The sequence below is a fragment of the Paenibacillus macerans genome, from assembly GCF_900454495.1.
GTDB lineage: Bacteria > Bacillota > Bacilli > Paenibacillales > Paenibacillaceae > Fontibacillus > Fontibacillus macerans.
This window is the reverse complement of the sequence record NZ_UGSI01000001.1, coordinates 4,223,993-4,249,015: the sequence shown is the minus strand read 5'-3', so window position 1 is coordinate 4,249,015 and position 25,023 is coordinate 4,223,993. Positions and strand designations below refer to the sequence as shown.

Here is a 25,023-nt window from a genome sequence, read left to right as displayed (position 1 = left end):
GACAAATCCGCAAAAAAAAGAACCGGGGCTACCGGTCCTTGATCGAGACACATTCTTCCGCCCAGCTCTCATCCGCCGCAACCGTCCGGTTGCGCCCGTCGCCCTTGGCTTGATAAAGCGCTTTATCGGCTAAGCGGAACAACTCGCCCAGATCATCCGACTGAACGGGAAACTCGGCGACTCCTATGGAAACGGTGACCGGCCGGCCGGCCGGGCTTACCGTGCCTTCCAGTTGGCCGCGAATCCGTTCCGCCGTTTGAAAGGCAACGGCCAGCGGGGTATCGGGAAGAATGACGATAAACTCTTCGCCTCCGAAGCGGAAGCAGAAATCTTTCTGCCGCACGGCCGATTGAACAAGATCCGAAACAAATTTCAGCACTTCATCCCCGGTTTGATGACCGTACGTGTCATTGATCTGCTTAAACCGGTCGATATCCAATATGAGCATCGAAAAAGAATGCTTGGCGAAATCGAATAAAGCCAATACCTCATTCAGCGCCCTGCGGTTTTGCAGGCCGGTCAGCGGATCTTTGCGGGTGCTGTCGGTAAGCCGTTCATTTTGATCCTGCATCGTCTTCAGGGAGTTCAGCACGGTCTTCGTCAACAAATCGGCCTCCCAAATCCAATGGCTTGTCCGGATCGGCGGCAGTTTCCTGGCATTGCGGACCGAACTTCTCGCAAACTGGGCAAGCCATACGATCGGCTCGGTGACCTTATGCGCCATATAGATCGTAGCCGCCATGATCAGGATGAAAGGAAGGGCCATGATCAGCAGCATTTTGCAAATCTGCTCTTCTTGTTGTTTTTCCACCATGCTGATCGGCGTTTGCATGATAATGCCCCAACCGACCTCAGGGACCGTGGCGTACCCGGCCAAAAAAGATACCTTTTTCGTGTTGATCACGGGTTTTCGGCCGCTTTCGCCGTTTTTTACAGCTTGGACTACAGCGTTTTCACTAACGTTTTCGCCGCGCCGGCTGGTGTCGGGGTGAAAGATCAGCTGGCCGCTGGAATCCACGATATAATAATAAGAGCCCGTCTTATCCGCCAGGTTTTCGCTGAAAATACTGTCGAGGATGTTGTTTTCCTCCAGGTAAATCGTCCCGCCTATGAACCCATGATAGACGCCGTTTCTATCGAACACGGGTTCCGTCATCAGGATGATGAGGCGTCCGCTTGTGCCGGTATAAGGCTTCGACAACGTTGATTTCCGGGTTGCCAGGGCTTCCAGCGCCGGCGTTGACACCAGCTTGGTTCCGGCCAAATTATAGTTCGGCGAAGCGATGCTGCGAACGACGCCTTTGGCGTCCGCCCAAAACACCGAATTGAAATAGTCGTTGCTGTTCTTGAAGAAATCCAGTTTGGCTTGAATGTCGGCGGATTGCGAGGCCTCGTCCGCGTCGAAAAGATGAATGGATACGGTATGCAGCCCCAGCCGCATCGATTTGAATAAAGTGCCCAAGGTGCGGCTCATCTGCAGCGAAGTGGAATAGTTCATTTCCAGCGTCCGGTTGTATAAAATGCTTCTTTCGGCTTTATAGGATGAAGCCGCGGAAATAAACGTAGTTATAATTACGGCGAGCCCGACGATCAGCGAAAAGAGGACGGCCAGGCGGATTTTGGGGTATGTGCGCTTTTTGCTGTTCATATTTAAGCGATTCCTCTATGTTGTTTCTAGCGGTTTTGCATCCTGCGGGAGGATGGATATGAGGTTAAGCATACCAAAACTTCGCGGCGTTGAACAGAGTTTTTGCGGCATCCCGGGCTGCCGGTTTAAAATCGTCCACCCCAAAGGCTTAATTTCGTCCAATGAAGGGGGGAGCTTTTTTTAATACGATGAAAGCGTAATCATTTTGTGATCACTTTCGGGAGGTAACTTATGGAAAAGCTGCTTTACGGTGTCGCTTACTATGACGAATATATGCCTTGCGAACGTCTGGACGAAGATATCCGGATGATGAAAGAGGCGGGGATCAACGTGGTGCGGATCGCCGAATCGACATGGAGCACGCACGAGCCCCAAAACGGGGTGTTCGACTTCACCTCGGTGGATCGGGTGCTGGACGCGATGCATCGGGCGGGGATTCATGTCATCGTCGGTACGCCTACGTATGCCGTGCCGACCTGGATGGTCAAGGAGCATCCGGACGTACTGGCGACAACGGCCAAAGGCCCCGGCAAATACGGCGCCCGGCAAATTATGGACATCACCCATCCTGCTTACCTGTTTTATGCGGAGCGGATCATCCGCAAACTGATTTCCCGGGTCAGCGGCCACCCCGCGGTCATCGGTTACCAGACCGACAACGAAACGAAGCATTACCACACGGCGGGCGCCAACGTCCAGTTGCTGTTCGTCAAATACATCAGAGAGAAATTCAAAACGCTGGACCGGCTGAACCGGGCGTTTGGCCTGGATTATTGGAGCAACCGGATCAACAGCTGGGAGGACTTCCCCTCGGTCGTCGGGACGATCAACGGCAGCCTGGGCGCGGAGTTCGCCAAGTTCCAGCGGAAGCTGGTTACCGATTTTCTGAATTGGCAGGTGTCGATCGTAAACGAATACAAGCGGCCGGATCAGTTCGTCACGCAAAACTTCGATTTTGAGTGGCGCGGGCATTCCTACGGCATCCAGCCGGACGTCGACCATTTTGCGGCCGCCCGCCCGTTCGACATCACCGGGGTGGACATCTATCATCCTTCCCAGGACGATCTTACCGGCAGCGAAATTTCCTTCGGCGGAGATGTGGCCCGCTCTACCAAAGGAACGAATTATTTGGTGATCGAGACGCAGGCGCAAGCTTTCACCCATTGGACGCCGTATCCCGGGCAGCTGAGATTGCAGGCGTTCAGCCACCTGGCCTCCGGGGCCAATATGGTCGCCTATTGGCATTGGCATTCGATCCACAATTCCATCGAAACGTACTGGAAAGGCCTGCTCAGCCACGATTTCGAACCTAATCCGGTCTATGAGGAAGCCAAAACGATCGGCCGCGATTTTGCCCGGTTATCGCCGCATTTGACGAACCTGAAGAAGGAGAACAAAGTCGCCATCCTCGTCAGCAACGAGTCGTTGACGGCGTTGGAATGGTTTAAGTTTAATTTTACCAGCGCCAAAAACTACAACGATGTCGTCCGGATGATGTATGATGAGCTGTACCGGATGAATGTCGGCTGCGACTTCGTGTCGCCCGCCACCCCAAGCTTTGAGCGGTATGACCTGCTTGTGGTGCCGGCGCTGTACTCGGCTTCCGACGAACTGCTGGAACGCCTTAACCGGTTCGTGTATGACGGCGGGCACATCGTTTATACTTTTAAGAGCGGATTTACGGACGAAAATGTCAAAGTCCGCACCGAACGCCAGCCGGGGGTGATCGGGAAGGCTTGCGGCGTTTCGTACAGCATGTTCGTTGAACCCCGAAACGTATCGCTGAAAGACGATCCGTTCCGGGTCGGGGCGGAGCACAACCAGGTGCATACGTGGATGGAACTGCTCACGCCGGCGGAGGCGGAGGTGCTCGCCTATTACGACCATCCGCATTGGGGGAAATACGCCGCGGTGACGCAAAACCGGTACGGCCAAGGGCAGGCCGTTTATATCGGCTGCATGACCAGCGAAGCCATCATGGGCAAGATCCTGGAGCATGCCGTGAAGCAGGCCGGTTTATGGGGGGCCGATCAAGACATCCGTTTCCCGCTCATTGCCAAACACGGGATTAACGGGATGGGCAAAACCGTCCGCTACTATTTTAACTATTCCGATTTGCCGGCATCGCTAAATTACCCTCACCGGGAGGGGACTGAACTTCTCTCGGGCGCGCCGGTAAGTCCCGGTGAGACCCTGACCCTGGAGCCCTGGGGATTCAAGATTATTGAAGAGCAATAGATTGTTTCAGACGCCTCCCGCATCTGCGAGGCGTTTTCTACTATATTTTCCGGCAGCGGGGGGATCGCATGTTTGGCAGACTGCGGCAGCGGGTCATCGATCCGTTTAAAACGAGTATCCGCAACAAGTTGATTTTGACGATGATGTTGATCGCGGTCGTCCCCGTCGTGGTCGTTGCCGCGCTGGCGGCGGAGAACAGCAGAACCTCGATGGAGGAGCAAGTGATAAGCACCAATCTGTCCAACATGAAATGGACGGGGATTTATCTGGGCGAGCAGTTCGCCAGGCTGAACAATCTGATTTACTCCATCCAGATCAGCCCGGGGCTGACCGATTATTTGAACCGGCCCGAAGGGGAAACCCCGGCCAGTCATTTTACGGCGCAGCAGAACGTTTTTAATACGCTGAACAGCGTGTATTACAGCGGCGGAAATCATCTCGTCGGCGTCATCCTGTACCTGCATGACACAGGCACGCTGTTTACGATCAATTCGATGCGAAACGACGTGGAAACGGTCAGCGGCATGCCGCGCGCGTATCGGGATTTGCTTGTGCAGAACAAAGATTTTATCGTCGAGACGCCCCCGTCCGCCCCCGACAAATTACGCTTGATCCGCAGCATTAACCGTTTTGAAAACCAGGAGAAGCTCGGGTATATCTCCTTGGATGTGCTTTGGTCTTATTTCGATCAAACGATGAATTTGCTCGGCGAAGGAAAAGAGCAGTCCGTGTTCGTCACGGATTTGAACGGCCGCGTTCTTTACGGCAAAGGCGGCGTCCTGCCCGAGAATGCGGCCGCGGCGCTGTCCAAGTCCAAGGAAACCGGGCCGGGCTATTTCAAAACGGACGGAGAGTTCGTCTTCTACAATACGGTGGACCCGGCCGGACTCCGATTGGTGAAAGTCGTCCCGATCGCCGTCATAAACGAAAGCGCCCGGGCAACGATGAATTACGGGTTGATCGTCGGGATGATTTCCGTGGCCGTCTCCGCGCTGTTCGCCTTTTATTTTGCCTGGAAAACGACCAAACCGATCATCGGCCTGGCTAGGGCGATGCGCAAGCTGGATCTGACCAAGGGGCAGGCGTTTCCCCGGAGCAGGCGAAAGGACGAAATCGGGCTGCTTGAAGCCAATTTCGCCACGATGGGGGAGCGGATCAGGGAGCATATTAATACGGAATACAGAATCCGCCTGGAAAAGAAAACGGCCGAGCTCAAGGCGCTGCAATCGCAAATCAACCCGCATTTTTTGCAAAACACGCTGCAGTTGATCGGCGGGATGATCTTCTCGCAAAAACCGGCGGAAAGCTACGAAATCATCCGCTCTTTAAGCGAAATGTTCCGTTATATCGTGCGCGATCCGAATACGCTGGCAACCGTCAGAGCGGAGCTTGAACATCTGCATCATTACATGAATATCCAGCAGCGGCGGTTTGGCAAAAGGCTTCATTACGAGCTGGGCGTTTCCGATGACGTGCTGGACTGCCGGATTCCCAAACTGACTTTGCAGCCTTTGGTCGAAAATGCGTTTGTCCATGGCCTGGATCATAAGGCGGGGGAGTGGCGCCTTGAGGTGGCGATCCGCCGCGAACCTGCCGCGGGAGTGCTCATCATGATCCGGGACAACGGAACCGGCATGGCGCCCGAACAGCTGAACCGGCTGCGGTCGCAGCTGGATCAAGATCTGGAGCAAGTGTGGACGCAGGGGACGAGTATCGGGCTCATCAATGTGGCTTCGCGGATTCAAATGTATTTTGGAGCGGAATACAAAGTGGACATGAACAGCCAAGCGGGCCAAGGAACTTGCGTAACGCTGCATTTTCCCGATCAGAAGGAGGGATGAAACATGTTCAAAGTGTTGATCGTCGACGACGAGGAGTGGAACCGGGACATTATCAAAAACCTGGGCCGGTGGAATGAATTGGGCATGGTGGTTGCGGGGGAGGCCGAGGACGGACTGGAGGCGCTGCGGCTGATCGAGCAGCTTGGTCCGGAGCTCATCATTACCGACATGCGCATGCCCGGTTCGGACGGCGAAGAGCTGATGCGGAACATCCATGACCGTTTTCCCGGCAAGCAGGTGATCGTGGTGAGCGGGTACGACGATTTCCATTACGCCAGACAGGCGATTCGCTACAATGCGGCCGACTATTTGCTGAAGCCGATCGATCCCCAGGAATTGAACGCGGTGTTGGCCAAATGCGGGGAAGCCTTGCGGCAGCGCGGCGGCCGTCAGGGGATCGACCTGGAGATGTCCGCGAAGCTGGCCGCTTACAAGAAGCGGCTGGGGCCCTACTTTAATAAATTGAACGGCGAGGGAATCCGCAAAGTGTTCGGCGAACTGCGGTCGGATACGCAGCTTGCCGCGGCCCTGAAGCCGGAGACGATCCGCTATTTTGTGCATGAAATTCTGTTGTATTTAAAGGAACTTTGCGCGGCCAACGCGCTGGCCGCCGAGCCCGGACGTTTGGTGGAGCATACGGAGGTGCCGGACTTTTTTCACGAAGCGGCCGGCTTGATGGAAGGCTGCTATATGGCCGCATTGGAGGAACTGATCAAACAGCGGAAATTTAAAAACAAGCTGCATTTGGGCGAGGTGAAATCCTATCTTGAGCATCATTATGCCGAGCAGATCGGTTTGGAGCAGTTGGCCAAGCTGTTTTTTGTCAGCAAAGAGTATTTGAGCAAAGCGTTTAAGCAGGAGTACGGCATTACGGTTACGGACTATTTGCTGCAATTAAGAATGGAGAAGGCGATGGAGTGGCTGGGAGCGGACGAAGAGGTCGCGATCAAGAGCGTGGCCGAGATGGTGGGGTACGAGGACGTGTCCTATTTTCACCGGGTGTTTAAAAAGCATTTCGGGCTTTCGCCGGGAGAAGCGAGAAAAGCTTCACAAGGTTTAAAAATATCCAATGAAGGAGTCTAATCCCGTCCAATGAAGCGCTTACATGTTTTGATTAAAATGAAAGCGTAAACAAACTTAATCGTTCAGGAGGTCATAAATGATGAAGATTTGGAAGGGGATCGCCGGAACCGCTTTAATCGCTGCATTGCTCGCCGGATGCGGATCGGGCGGCGGAAGCGGCGCGGCGAACAACGAAACGCCGGGGGCAGGCGGCGGAAGCGCCAGCGGCAAAAGCGTCAGTTTGAAAATGTTTATCGCCCAGCCTCGTTTGAAGGAACATTACGATAAGTATATCGACGCCTTCGTGGCCAAGGAAAAGGCGGATAAAAACATCGACGTTACGGTTCAACTGGAGATGCCGCCGGCCGATACCGCTCCGCAAATCCTGAAAACGAGACTGGCTTCGAACGACGCTCCCGACGTGTTCGCCATTCACGCGGTTAATGAAATTCCGCCCTTCTATAAAGCCGGTTATCTGGAGGACTTGTCCGATCAGCCGTTCGTGGGCAAGCTGCTGGATAGCGTAAAGCCTTCGGTCACGACGGAGGACGGCAAAGTCGTCGCGGTGCCGCTCGAAACGTTATCCTGGGGGTATTTGTACAACAAGACGATTTTTAAAGAACAAGGCCTCACTCCCCCAACCACGTTAACGGAAATGAAGGCGGTCGTCGAAAAGCTCAAACAAAGCAACATCACGCCGTTTGTTCTGTCCGACAAAGAGTCGTGGATTCCCCAGCTGTTCCTGCCGCTGACCGTAGGAGCGACGGTCAATACGGAAACCCCGGATTTCATCGACCGGATGAACAAAGACGAAGGCTCCTTCTCGGAACTGAAAGGAATGTTCAACATCATCGATTTGGTCTACGCCAACGGCACCAAAAACGGTCTTGAAGTCGGCGGCGACGACGGAGCGGCGATGTTCGCCACCGGAAAAGCGGCGATGTGGGTGCAAGGTCCGTGGTATGCCGAGACGATTTTGAAATCCAATCCCGATATCGATTTTGGCGTGGCGGCTTTGCCGATCAACGACAATCCGGACGCTACGATGATCAACTTGAGCACGTCCACCTCCCTGGCCGTGTCCAAAACGAGCAAAAACAAAGAAGTGGCCCTCGATTTCATCAACTACATCCTGGACGACAAGGATTCCAGCGCGTTCTACCAGGCGTTGAAGTTTAACCCGGTCGCCACCGTGCACGACTACAGCAGCTATCCATGGGTGGACGACGCCATGGTTTATGTGAAAGCGGGCAAATCGTATCAAGACCCGCGGATTCCGCAGGCGGTTAAAGACGAATCCGGCAAAGCCCTGCAATCCTATATCGCCGGACAAATCTCGCCGGACGACGTCATCACCGCTCTGGACAAAGCTTGGAAGTCCTATAACAAAGTCAATAAGTAACGCGGCGGCTGAACGATAGGAAGGGACATGTTGTTCCTTCCTTCTATATAATCGTAAGAACATTTCACCCGGCTGCCTTTTTTCGTTACAAGCATCAGTTCAACCTTCGGCGAGCCGCCGCATCCATAGACAATGACAGGAGGGGAGAAGAACATGCCGTCCAAGATCTATAAGAAGTATTTTTCCCTATTGGCTTTTACGGCCCCGGCCCTCATTATATACACCATCTTTCTGCTTATCCCGACGTTCGGCGGAATGTATTATACGTTTACCGACTGGAACGGCTTGAATCAGGACTACAGCTTTGTCGGGATCGCAAATATCGTGGAAGCGCTCACGGAGGATCCGGATTTCATCAATGCGCTGCTGTTTACGCTCAAGTACGTCGTGTTTATGGTTATTTTGCAAAACGTAATCGCCTTGCTGCTGGCGGTGCTGATCGAAACGCGGACCCGCAGCAAAGGGTTTTTCCGGACGATCTTCTTCATGCCGAACATGATCAGCTTAATCATCAGCTCCTTTATGTGGACCTTCGTGTTTTCGCAGGTGATCCCGCAGCTCGCCGAAAAAGCGGCCTTCACCTTCCTGGACCATGCCTGGCTGGGCGATCCGAAATACTCGTTCTACTCGATCCTGATCGTTTCGCTGTGGAACGGGGTCGGGTACATGATGATCATCTATCTGGCCGCCCTGCAGGGTGTGCCGCAAAGCTTGAAGGAAGCGGCCATTATCGACGGCGCAAATTCGTTCCAAACGCTAAAAAGCGTAACCCTGCCGATGATTACGCACGCGGTGACGATCTGCTTTTTTCTGACGCTGAACGGCGCTTTCAAGGTGTTTGACGTCGTGTACGGCTTAACCGGGGGCGGCCCGGGGCGCAGCACGCAGGTCATCACGATGAACATTTACGAGGAGGCGTTCTCCAACAACTTCCGGTACGGGTATGCCAGCGCCAAATCGCTGATTTTGTTCGCCATCGTGCTGGTCGTCACCTTGATTCAGATGAACGTCATGAAGAAAAAAGAGGTGGAAGCATGAGCATGAAAAAAATCAATTCCCTGCTGATTGGGCTGATTTTGTCCGTTGGCGCTCTGTTCACCTGTTTCCCGATCTATATGGCGGTCGTCAACTCGTTTAAGACCCAGGGAGAGATGTTCGCTTCGTTCGTAGCGCTTCCGACCAAGCTGCATTTCGAAAACTATACCCAGGCCTTTGAAAAAATCCACCTGTTAAACAGCTCCATGAACTCGGTGATCGTATCCGTGCTTGGGATCGGCGGGATCGTCTTCTGCTCGGCTTTGGCCGGCTATAAGTTATCCCGTACCCGGGGCAAATTAAGCAATTTCATTTTTCTGCTGTTTGTCGCCTCGATGCTGGTGCCGTTTCATTCCATTATGATTCCGCTCACTCGGATGGCCAAAACGATGCAAGTGCAGGGCAGCACCTACGGGTTGGCGCTCATCTATATCGGCCTTGGCGTCAACATGGCGATTTTTCTGTACCACGGTTTCGTCAAATCGATACCGCGGGAGCTGGAGGAGTCCGGGCAAATCGACGGCTGCAACGAATTCCAGACGTTTTTCCGGATCATTTTGCCGCTGCTTCTGCCCATTACCGTCACCATCGCCATTCTCGACTTTTTGTGGATATGGAACGACTTCCTGCTTCCGCTGATGATGCTGACGGACGTGGACAATTACACCTTGATCCTGTCCACCAACATGCTGTTCGGGGAGTACAACAAGGAATGGTCGCTGATTCTGGCTTCGCTCGTGCTGACGGCGATCCCGGTGGTGGTCATTTACGGCTTCTTCCAGCGATTCATCATGGAAGGCATCGCGGAGGGAGCCGTGAAGGGCTGAGCGAAACATATGCTTATATTTGGCTCAGCCTGAAAGCGGTGCTTGATCGCCGGCTGGCCCGGCTGCTGCCTAGTGCCTAGAGCGAACCAAGCGTCGGCCTTAAAAATAGCGGAGCTTTATGTACCTATTATCCGGAGCCCTGGCCATGTTCACCCCATTAGCGGAATTTTATGTCCTTATTTTCCTATGAATGCTCCAGAACGCGGGCATTTCCTTGCGATGCGAGAAAATAGCGGCATAAATTTCCTCTATTACTCTCAAATGGACGGATATCGCCGGAATAACGACATTTTTTGCCCTTATGTTTTTTGCTGGAGATTTTTCTCAATTTAAAGAATAAGGAGGTTCCTATGGGACAACCGAAACGATGGATATCAAGCTCAAGGGAGCGGCAATGGGTGGAAAAAAACGCGCCAACCGCGATCGCGGGTGAAAGGGCAGCGGACCTGACGCTGACGGAGGAAGTTTTTCAAAACGTGGAAGGCTTTGGCGGGTGCTTTAACGAGCTGGGATACGTGGCGTTAAACGGGCTCCCGGAAGAGGAACGAAAGCGGGTATTGTATCATTTGTTCCACCCCGACGGGGAGCAGAAGTTCAGCATCTGCCGGCTTCCGATCGGGGCGAGCGACTATGCTCTGGAATGGTACAGCCATAACGAAACCGACGGCGACTATGCGATGGAGCATTTTTCAATCGAACGGGACCGCAAGTATCTGATTCCTTACATCAAGGAGGCGTTGGCCCTAAACCCCGAGTTAAAGCTGTTCGCTTCGCCTTGGAGTCCGCCGGCGTGGATGAAGTCTCCGAAGGCTTATAACTATGGAACGCTGCGTTGGGAAAAAGAAAACCTGGAGGCGTACGCCCTATACTTCGTGAAGTTCGTTCAGGCGTACCGGGAAGAAGGCATCACGATCCACCAGGTCCATGTCCAAAACGAGGTCGTGGCCGATCAAAAATTTCCGTCCTGCGTTTGGACCGGCGAGCAGCTTCGCGAATTTATCCGCGATTATCTTGGCCCGGCCTTCGACAAACACGGGCTCGATACGGAAATCTGGCTCGGCACGATCAATGCACCGGAACCGTGGGACGAGTGGCTGAAGAAAAAAGCCGCCGACCACGACGCGTATGCGCATACGGTGTTAAGCGACCCGGAGGCCTACAAGTATGTCAAAGGCGTCGGGTACCAGTGGGCCGGCAAATGGGCGATCCAGCGCACGGCCTTGAGCTATCCGGAACTTCGCTACATGCAGACGGAAAACGAGTGCGGCGACGGCACGAACACTTGGGAGTATGCCCAATACGTATTCAATTTGTATCAGCACTATTTCACGAACCGGGTCAACGCTTATATTTACTGGAACATGGTGCTGGAGCCGAAGGGCCGCAGCACCTGGGGCTGGGAACAAAATTCGCTGATTACGGCCGATCCGGAGCGGAAGGAAGCGATCTTTAACCCCGAGTATTACGTAATGAAGCATTTCTCGCATTTTGTCGCGCCGGGATCAAAGCGCATCGGCCAGCGCGGGCATTGGTACGGCAATGCGGTCAGCTGCGAAAGGCCGGACGGCGGCCGCGTTATAGTGATCGCCAACCCGTTCAAGGAGACGAGAACGGTGCGGATCTCGGACGGCACGGAAACGTACGGCTTCGAGCTGGAGCCGGAATCTTTCAACACGATTTGGTTTTGACAGATGATTAGGCCGGAAGACTAGTGAAATACGCCGATGCCCGAAGAACAAAGCCGGACAGAAACCTTGGCGAGCGGTCCTCGAAGATTCGGGGGATCGCCTTTTTTTTCAAATCCCGCAATTGGTCTAGTCCACCGGGACTCTACTATCATATGTTAGTCTATAAACTACTTTTAGTTTAGAGACTTTATGATGGAGGGATATTTCATATGCCCAAAGTTTCGGTCATTATGCCGGTATACAATAACGCCCCTTATGTTCAGGAAGCTATCAGCAGCATACTGAATCAAACCTATACCGATTTCGAATTTATTATTATCGATGACGGGTCTACGGACGGATCCGCTCATCTGATTTCGCTGGTCGAGGACCCCAGAGTCCGCAAAATCTTTCATCCCCAAAACTACGGTCTGGTCGCTTCGCTAAATGAGGGTTTAAGTCTGGCAACCGGGGAATATGTCGCCCGGATGGACAGCGACGACCTGTCTACGCCGGACCGGCTGGGCGTTCAGGTGACGTTTATGGATGAGCATCCGTCCATCGAATTGTGCGCCTCCGCGTTTACTTATTCCATTGGCATGAGACCGAAGGTGAACCCGGTGGAGCACGAAGAAATCCGGACCTGGCTGCTGTTCCATTGCTGCATTTGCCATCCGACGGTAGTGATGCGCAACAGCATGATACACCGGTTGGGCGTCCAATACGACAGCAACTATCCCCATGCCGAAGACTACGAGCTTTGGAACCGGTTGGCCCCGCACATAAAAATGGCGAATATCCCGATGAACCTGCTGTATTACCGTATGCATACCGGACAAGTATCCCATGTGCATAAAGCCATCCAGGACGATTCCGCGCGGAGAGTCCGGCAGCGGCAATTTTCGCAGTTGGGCTTGCAGCTGTCCCATGAGGAAGACCGGATTATGCAGGAGCTCATGTATTTTCAGATCAATGCCGCCGACCAGCATCAATATGCCCGGGCGTTCGGTTTTGCCCGCTGGGTGCTGGAGCAGAACCGGAAATATCGGGTTTACGATCAGCAGCTGTTGAATCTGGCATTTTCCCGCTGCATCTCGCGTATTCCGTATTAAAAAACCGGCGTCGGCAACAGCCGACGCCGGTTTATGGTTATTGTTTACCCCTGTCTCCATGTACACTTGAAGACTTAAGCGGGCGTTCCTTCTTCGACTACAACCAACAACGGTTTCCAAAACAACAAATGCCCTACCTCTCATTTGTCCTTGCGGCTCCGATGACCGCGCCAGTGTGAATCAGAAAAACACTAAATTCTTACTTTATTGGGTCATTAAAATAGGAATTTCATACCGAAAGGTATAAGGAGAGTTATAATCTTTTGAGGAACTGCGATACGGGTAGTAACAATCTGATTAATAATTATAACTCAAGCTTGAAGAAAATGCAATAAAACCGATAAGGCCCCCTTTTTTCATTAGAGCCGGGGGCTTTTTATATTTCCGGCGGATAGAGGAAGAAATGCGGACGCGGATAAAGGACGAAACGCGGGTAGAGAGAAGGAGAAGAGGGGACGGAGCCCCTCCCCTTAATTGGTAAATGTGTAGCTGTCGTTCGTTTTATGAAGCAGTTGTTTGAAGCCGGAGGTAGCATACAGCTTTTTATCTTTTGTTATGAACAGGGCCTCCGTATTCGGCGTGTTTTCGATGAATTCCAGGCCCTTGTCGATCCCCAGCACGAACAGGGTCGTGGAGAGGGCGTCGGCGTCCGCGGATTTATCGGTCACAATCGTCACGCTGCTGATCCCGTTGTCTACCGGATAACCGGTTGTAGGGTCAAGAATATGCTGGTACAGCTTGCCGTTTTCGATAAAAAACCGCTCATAAATGCCGGAGGTTACAATCGTTTTGTCTTTCACCCGAATGGTGCCGATCGAGTTCCCGCGCTCTTTGCCCGGATCTTGGATGCCGATGTTCCATTCGTCGCCGTTCGGCTTTGCGCCCATCGCGTAGACGTTGCCGCCAAGATCGATGATCGCGCTGTGAAAGCCTTGATCCGCCAAATAGTCGTAGATCCGGTCAGCCGCGTACCCTTTGCCGATCGAACCAAGGTCGACGGACATGCCTTTTTCTTGAAGATAAATTTCCTGCGCCGCCTCGTTCAGCTCAATTTTGCGGTAATCGGTCAAGCGTCTCGCCTCGGCGATTTCTTCCTCCGGCGGGACATGGGCGCCTTCATGGCCGATGTTCCACAAGCTAACCAGGTTGCCGATCGCGGGGTCAAACTTGCCGTCCGTCCGCTTGGCGTAATCGAGCGCTTTCGCCACAAGGTTAAACGTCTCGGGTGACACCTTGACCGGGGCGATGCCGGAGTTTGCGTTCACTTTATAGATTTCGCTGCTGCTGTCCGTACGGCTGATACGGCTGTCGATTTCTTTGAGCAGGACATCCAGGTCTTTGAAGTTTTGCTCGGCGGCCCGCTCGTCGTAGATCCGTACGGTCACTACCGTGTCGAATATAAAATACGTCTGCGATTTCGGCTGGACTGCGCTGGCTTTTTGCGCCGGTTCCGCGCCTGCAGAGCCGCCGGCAGTGCGGCCTGCTCCGTCAGCCGCGCCTCCGGCCGCGCTGCCGGCGCCACCGCAGCCGCCGAGCAGCGCGGCCAGCAAAACGAGGGTGAATAGCAGAATGGGCGTCTTGTTCTTTTTCATGGTCGCAGCCTTCTTTCGGTCCGGTGGTTATGTCGCCTTGAGTGTAGCAAATACCGACATGCTGCAAAAGTGATATTTTTCACAATGTTGCTGATCTTTTTCACACTAATTCAACCGGCAAATTCCATAAAATGTATGACCAAGTGATGATTTTGTGAAATGCGGGAGGCAAGGGCAGGGAAGAGACATTTGTCACATTTGAAGACGGAGGGCAGCATGTATAATGGGTTCATCTAAGATTTATATAATCAAAAAATAAGGAAGTTTGGGGAGTTTGCCATGAAGCGCGGAGATATCCTGTTGATCGGATTGGTTGTCGTCATCGCACTGGCTTTTCTCGTGCCAAGGTGGCTTGGCGGGGATTCAAGTGAAAAAGTTCACAAAAATGGCGAGCGCGTGGCCAACATTACGGTTGACGGGAAGCTGTATAAAACCGTGGAATTGACTAAGGAAGAACAAACCGTAGAAATCAAAACCGAACACGGCTACAACCTGCTGAAAATCCACGATTACGGCATTGAAATGATCGACGCCGACTGTCCGGACAAATTGTGCCTGACTTTCGGGTTCATCGACCGCAACGGCGGGACGATCGTCTGCCTGCCGCACAAGCTGATGGTCGAAGTTGTGAACGCCGGGGAAGGGGGCGATCTGGATGCCGTCGTTAAATGAAACATCCAATCTGATCTTAAAAAGAACGGTGATCGTGGCGATTTTTGCCGCGGTGGCGGTCGTGCTCAGCCTGGTGGAATCCATCATTCCCGTCAATATGGGCGTTCCGGGCGCCAAGCTGGGCCTCGCCAACATTATGGTGCTGACGTGCCTGTATTTCCTCAGAACCCGGGACGCGTTCATGATGGTGCTGCTTAAAACGCTGCTCACGGCGTTTATTTTCGGTTCGTTTTCCAGCTTTTTGTTCAGCATCATGGGGGCTTTGTTCAGCTTTGCGGCGATGTGGTTTCTGCTCCTTATCGGACGGAAGCGGCTTAGCCTGATCGGCATCAGCACGGTCGGAGGGATCGCCCACAATATCGGGCAACTGACTGCGGCCTCCCTCTATTTTCACACGACGAACATCTACTATTATTTACCGATGCTGCTGCTTATGGGCGTGCTCACCGGCATAGCCGTCGGGATCGCGGTCAAGTATCTGATTCCGTCCCTGTCGAAGCTGGAGCTGTTCAGCGGTTTTGTGCCGGAATAACGTTTGGCCTGCCCTAAGTCTGCCGGTCTGCGTGCCGGATCAAAGGAGAAGGGAGCGGAGAGAAATTGGAGAAAAACGGATTCGCTTATGAGGTGCGTCAAGTCTCTTTCGCTTATGATCCGGCAAGTCCGGTGCTTGACGATGTAAGCTTAAACATCCCTTGGGGCGGCTGGGTATCCCTGGTTGGCGCCAACGGCTGCGGCAAATCGACGCTGGCCAAACTGCTCGGCGGTTTGCTGGCCGCAAACGCCGGCGTCATCCTAATAGGAGGCGTGCCGCTGAACCGGGAGACGGCGCATGTCCTGCGGCCGCGCATTGGCATGGTTTTTCAGAACCCGGACAATCAGTTTATCGGCGCGACCGTGGAGGAGGACATCGCCTTCGGTTTGGAAGGGCGGTGCCTGCCCCGAGAGGAAATGCGGCGCCGCGTCCGGTCATATGCGGAAAAGCTGCGGATCGGCCATCTGCTGAGCAAACACCCTGCGGAATTGTCCGGAGGGCAGAAACAGCGGGTGGCCGTCGCTGCGATTCTGGCGATGGAGCCGGACATCGTTATTTTTGACGAGGCCTCGTCCATGCTCGATGAGAAGGCAAGGGGGGAACTGCTCGGCATCCTGCGGGAAATGCGGGAGAGCGGACAGTATACGATGGTATCGATCACTCATGATGCCGAAGAAATTTTGGCCTCCGACCGGGCGATCGTGCTTGGCGGAGGGGCGGTCGCCGCCGATCTCCCGCCGGAGGATTTGTTCCGGGACGAGGCGCTGCTCGGCTCCTGCCGCCTGATCCCCCCTTTCCGGATGAAGCTGAGGCGGGAGCTGGAGCGGCGGGGGATTTCCGTCTCGGAAGACTTGGCGCGGGGCGGCAAAGAGGAGGCATCCTGGTTATGGCCATTGATTTCGAGCAAGTAAGCTTTGCGTACGACGATCGCAGCCTGTGGCGGCACAGCGCGCTTGAGGATGTAACCCTGTGTGTGGCGCGCGGGGCCTTCGCGGCGATCGCCGGCGCTTCCGGTTCGGGGAAGTCGACGCTGATGCAGCTTTTCAACGGGCTGCTGAAACCGACGGGAGGAAAAGCCCGGGTGCTGGATGTTACGCTGCAAGCCGGGGGAAAGGCGTCCGGGCTGCGGGAACTGCGGCGCAGGGCAGGGCTGGTGTTCCAATTCCCGGAGCAGCAGCTGTTTGAAGATACGGTGGAGAAGGATCTGTGCTTCGGACCGCTAAATTTCGGCTGCCCGGCAGCTGAAGCCAGGGAACGGGCCAGCCGGGCGCTGAAACTGGTCGGGCTGGACGATTCGTTCCTGGCGCGCAACCCGTTTCATCTGAGCGGCGGGCAGATGCGCAAAGTGGCGATCGCCGCGGTGCTGGCGATGGAACCGGACGTCATTGCGCTCGATGAGCCGACGGCGACGCTTGATCCGCAAAGCCGGGCCGAACTGGCCGGGATGTTGGCCCGGCTGCATCGGGAGCAAGGCAAGACGGTGATCGTCGTCACCCATCGTATGGAGGAAATGCTTCCGTACGCGGAGCGGTGGATCGTCATGAAGGAGGGGCGGATTTCGTTTCAAGGCACGCCGGGCGAATTGGTGCGGGAAGCCGCGAGACTGGAGGCGGAAGGGCTGAAGCTGCCCGACAGCATCCACTGTTGGAGGGCGGTGAGCGCCCGGTTTGGGCTGGAGGCGGAGGAGCCCTGCCTGACGGCGGAAGCGCTGGCCGAGCGGCTGGCGCGGCTGCTGCCGCTGCCGCTGCCGCGAACAGAGCTGGCGGGGGGCGCGGTGATGGATGCGGCGGGAGCCGCGCCGGAGAACGCCGGAGCGTCTCCGGTGATGCCGGAGTTGGGCGCGGCGTCTTCCGCTGTGGGAAGCAATGCCGCAGCGTCTCTGGTGGAGCCGGAGTTGGGCGCGTCGCCTTCCGCCGTGGCGGGCAATGCCGCAGCGTCCCCGGTGGAGCCGGGGAAGGGCGCGTCGCCTTCCGCCGTGGCGGGCAATGGCGCAGCGCCGACCGCTGTGCCGGATACAGAGAGCCAGCGTCCGGTTCCGGACGCGGCTGTCCTAGGGCTGGAGCCGGAAGCCGTCAAAGCCAAGCCGCTCCAGGAAGAAAAGGCGGTTCAGCCAAACGCGGTTGGGCGGCCGGGCCCGGAAAAGCTGGCTTTTGCAGTCCGCGGCGCGGCGAGAGAGGGGGGCGGATGACATGCGGAACAAATTGCTGTTCGGACGCTGCATCGACACCGGCTCGTGGGTGCACGGCGTTGATCCCCGGGCCAAGCTGACCGGGATGCTGTTGTACCTCGTCGCTATCGTGGCCGTCGGCTCGTGGGCGGCGCTTGGCGCGGCGGCGGCGTTTTCCGCCGCATACATGCTGGCGACAAAAATACCGCTCAAATATTACGTCAAGGCGGCGAAGCCGCTTTGGACGCTGATGGCGTTCATCTTTGTCGTTCAATGTTTGACGGTGCATGAAGGAGCGGAGTTGTGGCGCGCCGGCTCCTGGACGCTATATGCGGGCGGGGTAAGCAGCGGGTTGTTGGCGGCCGCCCGGATGGGGCTGCTGGTTTCTTTTACCGCGCTGTTGACGTTTACCACGACGCCGGGCCTGCTGAACCAAGGCCTAAGCGGCGTGCTGAAGCCGCTTGGGCACATTGGCATAAGATCCGAGCGGCTCACGCTGATGATGAGCATCGCGCTGCGGTTCATCCCGACGATTCTCGATGAAACGCACAAAATTCTTAAGGCGCAGGCGGCCCGCGGCGCGGACCTGAAAGAGCTGCCCTGGAAAGAGAAAGGGCGGCTGCTCGTGTCGCTGCTCGTGCCGGTCACGGTCAGCGCGTTTCGCCGGGCGGAGGAGCTGGTGCTGTCGATGGAGGCCCGGGGGTTCGCCGTTGGCGCGCCGCGCACGGAATACCACCTGCTGACGTGGAAGAGCCTGGATACGTGGTTCGTGGTATCCTACATGCTTTTGGCCGCTGTTGTTATTGGCTGCCACTTTTTGTAAATGACATATCCATTAGAGTTAACCATGCAGTGTATTGGATAGCCGAAAAATTACTCTAGTTGGACTTAAGAAAGGGCGGGAGTAGTTTTAACTTATACAGGGATGAGGGGGAGGACGCGGTGGCGCGTTATTTTAACGGAAGAGAAGTCGAATTGTTGGCACCGGCGGGAACGTTCGAAATTTTCAAAAAGGTGATCGACGCAGGTTGCGACGCGGTTTATTTTGGGGGCCCCAGCCTCAATATGCGTCTGATGCGCAAAGGCTACAATTTCAGCCTGGAGGAAATTACCGAAGCGGTGCGGATGGCTCATGAACGCGGCAAAAAAGTGTACGTCACGGTCAACAATCTGCTGAACGAAAGCGAGCTGGACGAGGCGCGGGCGTACTTGCGTTTTCTGGAGAACGCGGGTCCCGATGCCATTATCGTACAGGATTTTGCCGTCCTAGCGCTGATTAAGGAGATGGGGCTTGGAATCGATGTCCATTCTTCGGTCATGATGAACGTGCACAATGTGGAGATGGTTCGGGCTTTGCAGGAAATGGGGGTAACCCGGGTCGTCACGTCCCGCGAAATGGATCTTGCGGCCACCCGTTATTTGCAGCAGGCGACCGGAATGGAGCTGGAATATTTCGTGCATGGGGACATGTGCTCGGTGCATGGCGCGAACTGCTACTTCAGCTCGATGGTATTCGGCATGAGCAGCAACCGGGGCAAATGCATGAAGCCGTGCCGCTGGGATTACCGCGTTAAAAAAGACGGCTACGTGTATCCCGCGGAATACCCTTTGGCCGTGAAAGACATGTTCATGTACGAGCATATCCCGGAGCTGATCCACGGCGGCATCACCTCCTTTAAAATCGAAGGCCGCATGCGCGACGCCGATTTCGTTCTCATGCTGGTGGGCGCCTACGGCGACGCCATCGACCGCTACATCGCCGATCCGGTCGGCTTTGAACGCAACCGCGACACGGAGCTGCTGTACCAAAACCGCAAACGCGATTTCTCCACCGCTTACGCGTTTGGCCGGCCGGGGTTAGCGAACATCAACCGCCGCTACGAAGGGACCGGCAAGTTTTACAGCACCGGCAAAGTGTTCAGTACGCCGACGCAGGAGCGGGAGCTTAGCGCGGTGCGGATTGCGGCGATTCGGGAAGGGCTGGATAAAGCGCGGCATGGGGAGCCGGGGGAAGGCGCTTGCCGCCGCTCAGGGAGCGCTACCGTATCGGATGCCGGCTCTGCGGAGGTCTCCGTACACGTAAACAACACGGAGCAGGCCAAAGCCGCGCTGAAGGCCGGAGCCGACCATGTGTATTTGTCCGGCGACGTGTTTGAACCGGACCGCCCGTTTACGAAGGCCGACGTCAAGGAGCTCGCTGCGCTCAAAGGCAAGGCGAAGCTGTACCTGTGCCTGCCGCGAATGATGAACGAGCTGCAGTTTGAAATTTACGACGCCCTGCTGTCCGGGGAACGCCTGCCGATCGATGGCTTGATGGTGACGAATCTGGGCGCGATCCGCAAATTTGCCGGCAAGGGATATCCGTTGATCGGCGACTTTAATCTGAACGTGTACAACAGATTGTCCGCCGATTTTTACCGGGGGCTGGGCTTGACCCGGATGACGGCGTCCATGGAGATGCCGTTAAACGATCTGGCGGCGCTGCTGGCCGAGGCGCCCGCAGCGCTGGAGGTCATTGTCCACGGTTCCCCGGCGATCATGTACATGGAGCATGACCTGTATGAAAATACGGAGGTGTTCGAACCGATTGCCGAAGAAGACAACCATTACGTCGGCAACCACATCCTCGTATTGAAAACCGACAAGGGCGAAAACCCGGTTTACCGGGACGTATACGGCCGTAACCATCTGATGCTCGCCAAGGAGCTGTGCCTGCTGCCGGCCGTCAAAGAATTGGCCGCCGCAGGGGCGTCCGTGCTGCGGATTGAAGGGGCGACCTACCGCGCGGAGGACCTGGAACGTATCGTACGGGCATATAAAAACGCGGCGGCGGCGCCGGATACGGCTGAAGCGGAGTTTGCCAAGCTGCCCCCGGTTTATGCCGGCTATACGCTTGGCGCGCTGCAGTTCGACGGAGGCAGCGCCAGTGCGGCGAAGGCGGAGGCGGAGGCGGCAGCTGCAAAAGGGGCCGCGGTAGTAAATGAAGCTGCGGGCACGAATGAGGCGAAGGCTGCAATAGAAGCCGCGGGCCCAAAATGAGGCAGCTTCAAATGAATTGGCACCAAATGAATCGGCAGCTGCAAGTAAGGCCGTAGGAGCAACAGTGGAGGCAGGTACACATTAGGAGACGAGAACCAAAGAGGTTGCGGGCCCCAATTAAGCGGTCGCTACTCAAGCAAGGCAGCCATTACACAAACGGCACCCGCAGCTGCGGTAAGCGAGCGGTGTTTTGCGGGGCAGGTTGGGCGGCTCGCTATACTTGCTCCTTTACAAGACTTACTCAACAGAAGGGAAGCGGAAAATTATGCGAACGTATATCGGACCGGAGGGTGTGCTGCAAAAGCGGCAGCGGTATTTTTATCCATGCACGAGCCATTTTTATCGCAATCCGCCGCAGCTGGTCAAAGGGGAAATGCAGTATTTGTACGGGCATGACGGGACGCGGTACACCGACTTTTTCGCCGGCGTTTCCGTCGTGGCCACCGGACATTGCAATCCGGAAATCGCCGAGCGGACGGCGGAGCAGCTGCGTACGCTGCAGCATACGTGCACGATTTATCTGACGCAGCCCAATGTGGAGCTTGCCGAGAGGCTGGCCGGGGTATTGCCCGGGCGGCTTCGCCGGACGTTTTTTGTAAACAGCGGGTCGGAGGCGAATGAAGGGGCGCTGCTGCTCGCCCGTTTGCATACGGGACGCCGCGGCTTTCTGGCGCTGGAGCAGTCTCTGCACGGCCGGACGTATCTGACGATGAGCGTCACCGGCCTGCAGATGTGGCGCACCGACTCGCAGCTGGCGGAGGCTGCGGATGTGACGTTTATCCCCCGCCCCTACGAGCGGGGGATGAGCGCCGATGAAGCGGGCCGGCGCTCCATCGCGGCGCTGCGGGCGGCGCTGGCGGCGAAAGGCGGCGAGATCGCCGCGATGATCGCCGAGCCGATCCAGGGCAACGGCGGCATCATCGCGCCGCCGGACTGGTATTTCGCTGAAGTGAAGCGGCTGCTGGAGCAGCACGGGGTGCTGCTGATCGCCGATGAAATTCAGACCGGGTTTGGGCGTACGGGCCGGATGTTCGCCATGGACCGCTACGGCGTTGCGCCGGACATCGTGACGATGGCCAAAGCGCTTGGAGGCGGCATCCCGGTGGCGGGCTTCGCCGCCACCGACGAAATCGCCGCCAGCTTCACGCGGCCATCCGCCTCCACGTTCGGCGGCAACCCGGTTTCGTCCGTGACCGCGCTTGCGGTCTTGGACTACATCGAGGCGCATCGCCTGCCCGAACGGGCGGAGCGCCTCGGGGCCCAGCTGCGCGGCGGGCTTGAGGACCTCGCCGTGCGGTTCCCTCAGCTCGCGCTAGACGTGCGCGGCGCGGGGCTGATGCTCGGCGCGGAGCTGTGCGCCGATGAGCCGCAGCGCGGGGCCGGGCTCGTCGATGACGTGCTCGAGGCGATGAAGGACCGCGGCTATCTTATCGGCAAAAACGGCGTCAATCGCAACGTTCTTGCCTTCCAACCGCCGCTCGTCATCGCCGAAGCCGACATCGACGGCATGTTGTCCGCGCTGGAAGCGGTGCTGGCCGGCTTGGCCTAACCGCCGGCCAGCACCGTCAGCCCGGCCAGCCGGGCTCGCCCGGTCACTCGGTCAGCCGGCCCGCAGGTACCGGCGCACCGGGCCCGCCGCCCCCGGCAGCGTCTCGGCCCGTGGCTGACCCCCGCCAGCGTCCCGGGCGGAGTGCCCCGGCCCGTGGCTGATCTCCGCCGGCGCCCCGTGCAGAGCGGCCCGGCCTATTGCTGATCCCCGCCGGCGCCCCGGGCGGAGCGTCTCGGCCCGTGGCTGACCCCCGCCAGCGTCCCGTGCAGAGTGGCCCAGCCCATGGCTGGTCCACACTGGCGCCCCGTGCAGAGCGGCCCAGCCCATGGCTGATCCCCGCCGGCGCCCCGTGCAGAGCGGCCCGGCCTATGGCTGATCCCCGCCAGCGTCCCGGGCGGAGTGCCCCGGCCCGTGGCTGATCCCCGGCCGTCCCCGTTCCCGTTCCCGGCGGCTCTTGACCTATACGTCGCCGGAGCGGAGAAATAGCGGCAAATTATGCCCTTATTTCGCGGCGCGGGCCACCCTGCGGAAAGATAACGGCACAAAAGGGTGCTATTTTCGGGCGGAGATGGAAAAAACGGCAATTTGGTGGGGGTTCCTCGGAAATAGAGACATAAAATGTCGCTATTTGCCATAATACGGCCAAAGAACGGCGAATAGTGGCATTTTTTGCCGCTATTACAAACCTCGGTACTAGCGTCGGCCCATAGCGTCGGCCCAAGACGTCGGCCCATAGCGTCGGTGTTTATTTTATCCTGGGGCGGGCGCTGGAAAGTGATAGGCAGCGGGAACAGGGAATTCGTGGCTGCGGCAGTTTCTGCGGCCGGTAAGGACGGCGGCGTTTTTTTCGTCCAGCCCTTGAGACCCCGGGTATTGAACGGATCCTCGGCATACCTGCTGCCCGGCTATTCGGGGACAGCCAGGCGACGGCAGTGGATGGCCGCATGCCTTACGCCCAACTCACCCTGCCCGTTCAAAGCCACCTTGCCCGTCCAAGCCACCCCGGCCCTATGCCTAACGCAACGAAGGAGAGTGACTATGTCATGGAAGTAGCTAGAAAAATCGGCTCCAAAATCAGGTTGTACAGCGAATTGGTGATGTTTTCGCACACACTGTTTTCGCTGCCGTTTGCGATCATATCGATGGTGTGGGCGGCGGAAGGATTCCCGTCGTGGCGGGTCATACTGTGGGGGCTGATCGCCTTGGTCGCCGCCCGGAACGGGGCGAACGCCTTCAATCGTGTCGTCGACCGCACCTTTGACGCGCAAAACCCGCGCACTGCCCATCGCCATTTACCGCGGCGGTTGTTGGAGGCGAGGGAGGTGCTCGTTTTTGTCATAGTCAATTATGCGATCTTTATTTTCGCGGCGGCCATGCTGAATCCGCTTTGTTTCGTGCTGTCGCCGGTGGCGATTTTCCTGATCTCGTCCTATTCCTATACGAAACGGTTCACTTATCTAAGCCATTTGTACCTTGGCTTCACGATCGCTTCCGCCCCGATCGGCGCGTGGTTTGCCGTGACCGGGAAGTTCGCTTTCACGCCGTTTATTCTCGGCACGATCGTGATGTTATGGATTGCCGGTTTCGACATCATTTACGGCTCGCAGGATATCGATTTTGACCGGAGCCATGGGCTGTGGTCGATCCCCAGCGCTTTTGGCCTCAAAAACGGCCTGAGAATTGCGGCCGGCCTGCATTTGATTATGGTGCTGCTGCTGATCGCCCTGATCCCGATCCGGCATCTCGGTTGGATGTACACGGCGGGGATTATCCTTGCGGTGATTTTGCTGCTGACGGAGCATAAGATCATCAAACCATCGAACCGCAAACGGATGAACGTGGCCTCGTACAATCTGAACCAAGTAATCAGCATGGTTATATTGTTCTGCACGCTTGGAGACTATTTCTTGTTGTGAGGTTCTTGCTGTGTTCCTGCTGTAAGATTCGCTGCAAGCTTCTCGCGGTGAGAATGCTCTCCGGATTATAAACGGATATCGATTTTTTGCGAGTAATCGACTTCGAACGATTCAAACACTTTAGCGATCGGCCGGAGCGATTGGTCCAGAAGCTCGAGTTCCGCTTTCCCCGCCTCGGAGTTCGGATCAAACGCCGGCTTGCCGCCCGCTTCCCCAGGGGTTATACCGGATTTTTCCTCCAACCGCACTTTATACTTCGCAAGCGTGTCCATCGTGCGATGATACAAATCCGCAATCTCGGAGGTGCTTTTATCGGCGAGGCCATCAAATCCCAGCCCGGAAGCGCTGAGGTTGCCGTATTCCGAAGGCAGCAGCGGCGCGTCTTGGCGCATACGGCTCTGGACCATGTAAAATTTGCCGTAAAAATCCGTGATCAGGCTGAGGTTCTCCTGAATTTATCCTTCACGATCCGCACGCGTCCTTCCAGCTCCTGAAGCTTCTCCTGGCTGGCGTTGGGATCGTTTTTGGCATCCTGCAAAGCTGTATATTATCGGAAAAATTGGAATGATGTTTAGTGTGAAAGCGTAAACATTTTTGCTTGCCAAATAATATGTTCGATGGTATTCTGGATTTGGGATTGTTACTGAAAAGGCGAAACCCGGGACATGATTTGTCATGTTTTTGGGTCGCCTTTTTTTGGTTTTAGTCGGCTAAGCAAGTGACA

General features: G+C 56.1%; 18 protein-coding genes and 1 pseudogene. 16 read left to right on the top strand and 3 right to left on the bottom strand.

What is annotated here, in order from left to right:
• Positions 1 to 28: 28 nt before the first annotated feature.
• Positions 29 to 1,648, bottom strand: coding sequence for a sensor domain-containing diguanylate cyclase (locus DYE26_RS19075; RefSeq protein WP_051985713.1), 1,620 nt, complete (start codon positions 1,646 to 1,648; stop codon positions 29 to 31).
• 231 nt (positions 1,649 to 1,879) lie between these two features.
• Here DYE26_RS19075 and DYE26_RS19070 point away from each other — a divergent pair, with 231 nt between their 5' ends.
• From DYE26_RS19070 to DYE26_RS19035, 8 genes are all read left to right on the top strand, one after another.
• On the top strand, positions 1,880 to 3,886 hold the full coding sequence (locus DYE26_RS19070; protein ID WP_036626374.1) for a beta-galactosidase: 2,007 nt from the start codon (positions 1,880 to 1,882) through the stop codon (positions 3,884 to 3,886).
• Positions 3,887 to 3,954: 68 nt separating this feature from the next.
• Positions 3,955 to 5,727 (top strand): cache domain-containing sensor histidine kinase, encoded by a 1,773-nt coding sequence (locus DYE26_RS19065; protein ID WP_036626373.1) that lies wholly within the window; start codon positions 3,955 to 3,957, stop codon positions 5,725 to 5,727.
• 3 nt (positions 5,728 to 5,730) lie between these two features.
• The gene (locus tag DYE26_RS19060; RefSeq protein ID WP_036626372.1) at positions 5,731 to 6,810 is read left to right on the top strand and encodes a response regulator; all 1,080 of its coding nucleotides are present in this window, start codon (positions 5,731 to 5,733) and stop codon (positions 6,808 to 6,810) included.
• Between the two features lie 79 nt (positions 6,811 to 6,889).
• Positions 6,890 to 8,191, top strand: coding sequence for an ABC transporter substrate-binding protein (locus tag DYE26_RS19055; RefSeq protein ID WP_036626371.1), 1,302 nt, complete (start codon positions 6,890 to 6,892; stop codon positions 8,189 to 8,191).
• A gap of 153 nt (positions 8,192 to 8,344) precedes the next feature.
• Complete coding sequence (locus DYE26_RS19050) at positions 8,345 to 9,229, top strand: carbohydrate ABC transporter permease (RefSeq protein ID WP_036626369.1); 885 nt, start codon at positions 8,345 to 8,347, stop codon at positions 9,227 to 9,229.
• Positions 9,226 to 10,053 (top strand): carbohydrate ABC transporter permease, encoded by an 828-nt coding sequence (locus tag DYE26_RS19045; RefSeq protein ID WP_036626368.1) that lies wholly within the window; start codon positions 9,226 to 9,228, stop codon positions 10,051 to 10,053. Before DYE26_RS19050 ends, DYE26_RS19045 begins: the two co-directional genes overlap by 4 nt.
• Before the next feature lie 350 nt (positions 10,054 to 10,403).
• Positions 10,404 to 11,741 carry a glycoside hydrolase family 30 protein gene (locus tag DYE26_RS19040; RefSeq protein ID WP_036626366.1) on the top strand — a complete coding sequence of 446 codons (1,338 nt, stop codon included), beginning with the start codon at positions 10,404 to 10,406 and terminating at the stop codon, positions 11,739 to 11,741.
• Between the two features lie 209 nt (positions 11,742 to 11,950).
• The gene (locus tag DYE26_RS19035; protein ID WP_036626365.1) at positions 11,951 to 12,832 is read left to right on the top strand and encodes a glycosyltransferase family 2 protein; all 882 of its coding nucleotides are present in this window, start codon (positions 11,951 to 11,953) and stop codon (positions 12,830 to 12,832) included.
• A 470-nt stretch (positions 12,833 to 13,302) separates the two neighbouring features.
• Here the strand turns inward: DYE26_RS19035 and DYE26_RS19030 are convergent, their stop codons facing one another.
• Positions 13,303 to 14,424: an FAD:protein FMN transferase gene (locus DYE26_RS19030; RefSeq protein WP_036626364.1), complete on the bottom strand. Its 1,122-nt coding sequence runs from the start codon at positions 14,422 to 14,424 to the stop codon at positions 13,303 to 13,305.
• A 279-nt stretch (positions 14,425 to 14,703) separates the two neighbouring features.
• On the opposite strand from DYE26_RS19030, the gene DYE26_RS19025 reads away from it, so the two are divergent.
• The 8 genes and pseudogenes from DYE26_RS19025 to DYE26_RS18985 all read left to right on the top strand — a co-directional run bounded on the left by DYE26_RS19025 (position 14,704) and on the right by DYE26_RS18985 (position 24,299).
• Complete coding sequence (locus DYE26_RS19025) at positions 14,704 to 15,096, top strand: NusG domain II-containing protein (RefSeq protein WP_036626363.1); 393 nt, start codon at positions 14,704 to 14,706, stop codon at positions 15,094 to 15,096.
• Entirely contained in the window at positions 15,080 to 15,628 is a 549-nt protein-coding gene (locus tag DYE26_RS19020) for a Gx transporter family protein (protein ID WP_036626361.1), read from the top strand. Before DYE26_RS19025 ends, DYE26_RS19020 begins: the two co-directional genes overlap by 17 nt.
• Positions 15,629 to 15,693: 65 nt before the next feature.
• Positions 15,694 to 16,539: an ATP-binding cassette domain-containing protein gene (locus tag DYE26_RS19015; RefSeq protein WP_036626360.1), complete on the top strand. Its 846-nt coding sequence runs from the start codon at positions 15,694 to 15,696 to the stop codon at positions 16,537 to 16,539.
• A pseudogene (locus tag DYE26_RS34280) lies at positions 16,515 to 17,360 on the top strand (energy-coupling factor transporter ATPase); the annotation flags it as partial. The gene DYE26_RS19015 and the pseudogene DYE26_RS34280, both read left to right, overlap by 25 nt.
• A 457-nt stretch (positions 17,361 to 17,817) precedes the next feature.
• Positions 17,818 to 18,618 (top strand): energy-coupling factor transporter transmembrane component T family protein, encoded by an 801-nt coding sequence (locus DYE26_RS19005; protein WP_036626359.1) that lies wholly within the window; start codon positions 17,818 to 17,820, stop codon positions 18,616 to 18,618.
• A gap of 119 nt (positions 18,619 to 18,737) precedes the next feature.
• Positions 18,738 to 20,834: a peptidase U32 family protein gene (locus tag DYE26_RS19000; protein WP_036626358.1), complete on the top strand. Its 2,097-nt coding sequence runs from the start codon at positions 18,738 to 18,740 to the stop codon at positions 20,832 to 20,834.
• Positions 20,835 to 21,099: 265 nt separating this feature from the next.
• Positions 21,100 to 22,383 (top strand): aspartate aminotransferase family protein, encoded by a 1,284-nt coding sequence (locus tag DYE26_RS18995; RefSeq protein WP_036626357.1) that lies wholly within the window; start codon positions 21,100 to 21,102, stop codon positions 22,381 to 22,383.
• Positions 22,384 to 23,426: 1,043 nt separating this feature from the next.
• Positions 23,427 to 24,299, top strand: coding sequence for a UbiA-like polyprenyltransferase (locus DYE26_RS18985; protein ID WP_036626355.1), 873 nt, complete (start codon positions 23,427 to 23,429; stop codon positions 24,297 to 24,299).
• Between the two features lie 65 nt (positions 24,300 to 24,364).
• Here the strand turns inward: DYE26_RS18985 and DYE26_RS18980 are convergent, their stop codons facing one another.
• A complete protein-coding gene (locus DYE26_RS18980) occupies positions 24,365 to 24,706 on the bottom strand; it encodes a hypothetical protein (protein ID WP_124333591.1) in 342 nt (113 codons plus the stop codon).
• Between the last annotated feature and the right edge of the window lie 317 nt (positions 24,707 to 25,023).

Coding starts and splice junctions, on each gene's coding strand:
- DYE26_RS19075 (WP_051985713.1), bottom strand. CDS start 1,648: ATGAACAGCAAAAAGCGCACATACCCCAAAATCCGCCTGGCCGTCCTC.
- DYE26_RS19070 (WP_036626374.1), top strand. CDS start 1,880: ATGGAAAAGCTGCTTTACGGTGTCGCTTACTATGACGAATATATGCCT.
- DYE26_RS19065 (WP_036626373.1), top strand. CDS start 3,955: ATGTTTGGCAGACTGCGGCAGCGGGTCATCGATCCGTTTAAAACGAGT.
- DYE26_RS19060 (WP_036626372.1), top strand. CDS start 5,731: ATGTTCAAAGTGTTGATCGTCGACGACGAGGAGTGGAACCGGGACATT.
- DYE26_RS19055 (WP_036626371.1), top strand. CDS start 6,890: ATGAAGATTTGGAAGGGGATCGCCGGAACCGCTTTAATCGCTGCATTG.
- DYE26_RS19050 (WP_036626369.1), top strand. CDS start 8,345: ATGCCGTCCAAGATCTATAAGAAGTATTTTTCCCTATTGGCTTTTACG.
- DYE26_RS19045 (WP_036626368.1), top strand. CDS start 9,226: ATGAGCATGAAAAAAATCAATTCCCTGCTGATTGGGCTGATTTTGTCC.
- DYE26_RS19040 (WP_036626366.1), top strand. CDS start 10,404: ATGGGACAACCGAAACGATGGATATCAAGCTCAAGGGAGCGGCAATGG.
- DYE26_RS19035 (WP_036626365.1), top strand. CDS start 11,951: ATGCCCAAAGTTTCGGTCATTATGCCGGTATACAATAACGCCCCTTAT.
- DYE26_RS19030 (WP_036626364.1), bottom strand. CDS start 14,424: ATGAAAAAGAACAAGACGCCCATTCTGCTATTCACCCTCGTTTTGCTG.
- DYE26_RS19025 (WP_036626363.1), top strand. CDS start 14,704: ATGAAGCGCGGAGATATCCTGTTGATCGGATTGGTTGTCGTCATCGCA.
- DYE26_RS19020 (WP_036626361.1), top strand. CDS start 15,080: ATGCCGTCGTTAAATGAAACATCCAATCTGATCTTAAAAAGAACGGTG.
- DYE26_RS19005 (WP_036626359.1), top strand. CDS start 17,818: ATGCGGAACAAATTGCTGTTCGGACGCTGCATCGACACCGGCTCGTGG.
- DYE26_RS18995 (WP_036626357.1), top strand. CDS start 21,100: ATGCGAACGTATATCGGACCGGAGGGTGTGCTGCAAAAGCGGCAGCGG.
- DYE26_RS18985 (WP_036626355.1), top strand. CDS start 23,427: ATGGAAGTAGCTAGAAAAATCGGCTCCAAAATCAGGTTGTACAGCGAA.
- DYE26_RS18980 (WP_124333591.1), bottom strand. CDS start 24,706: ATGGTCCAGAGCCGTATGCGCCAAGACGCGCCGCTGCTGCCTTCGGAA.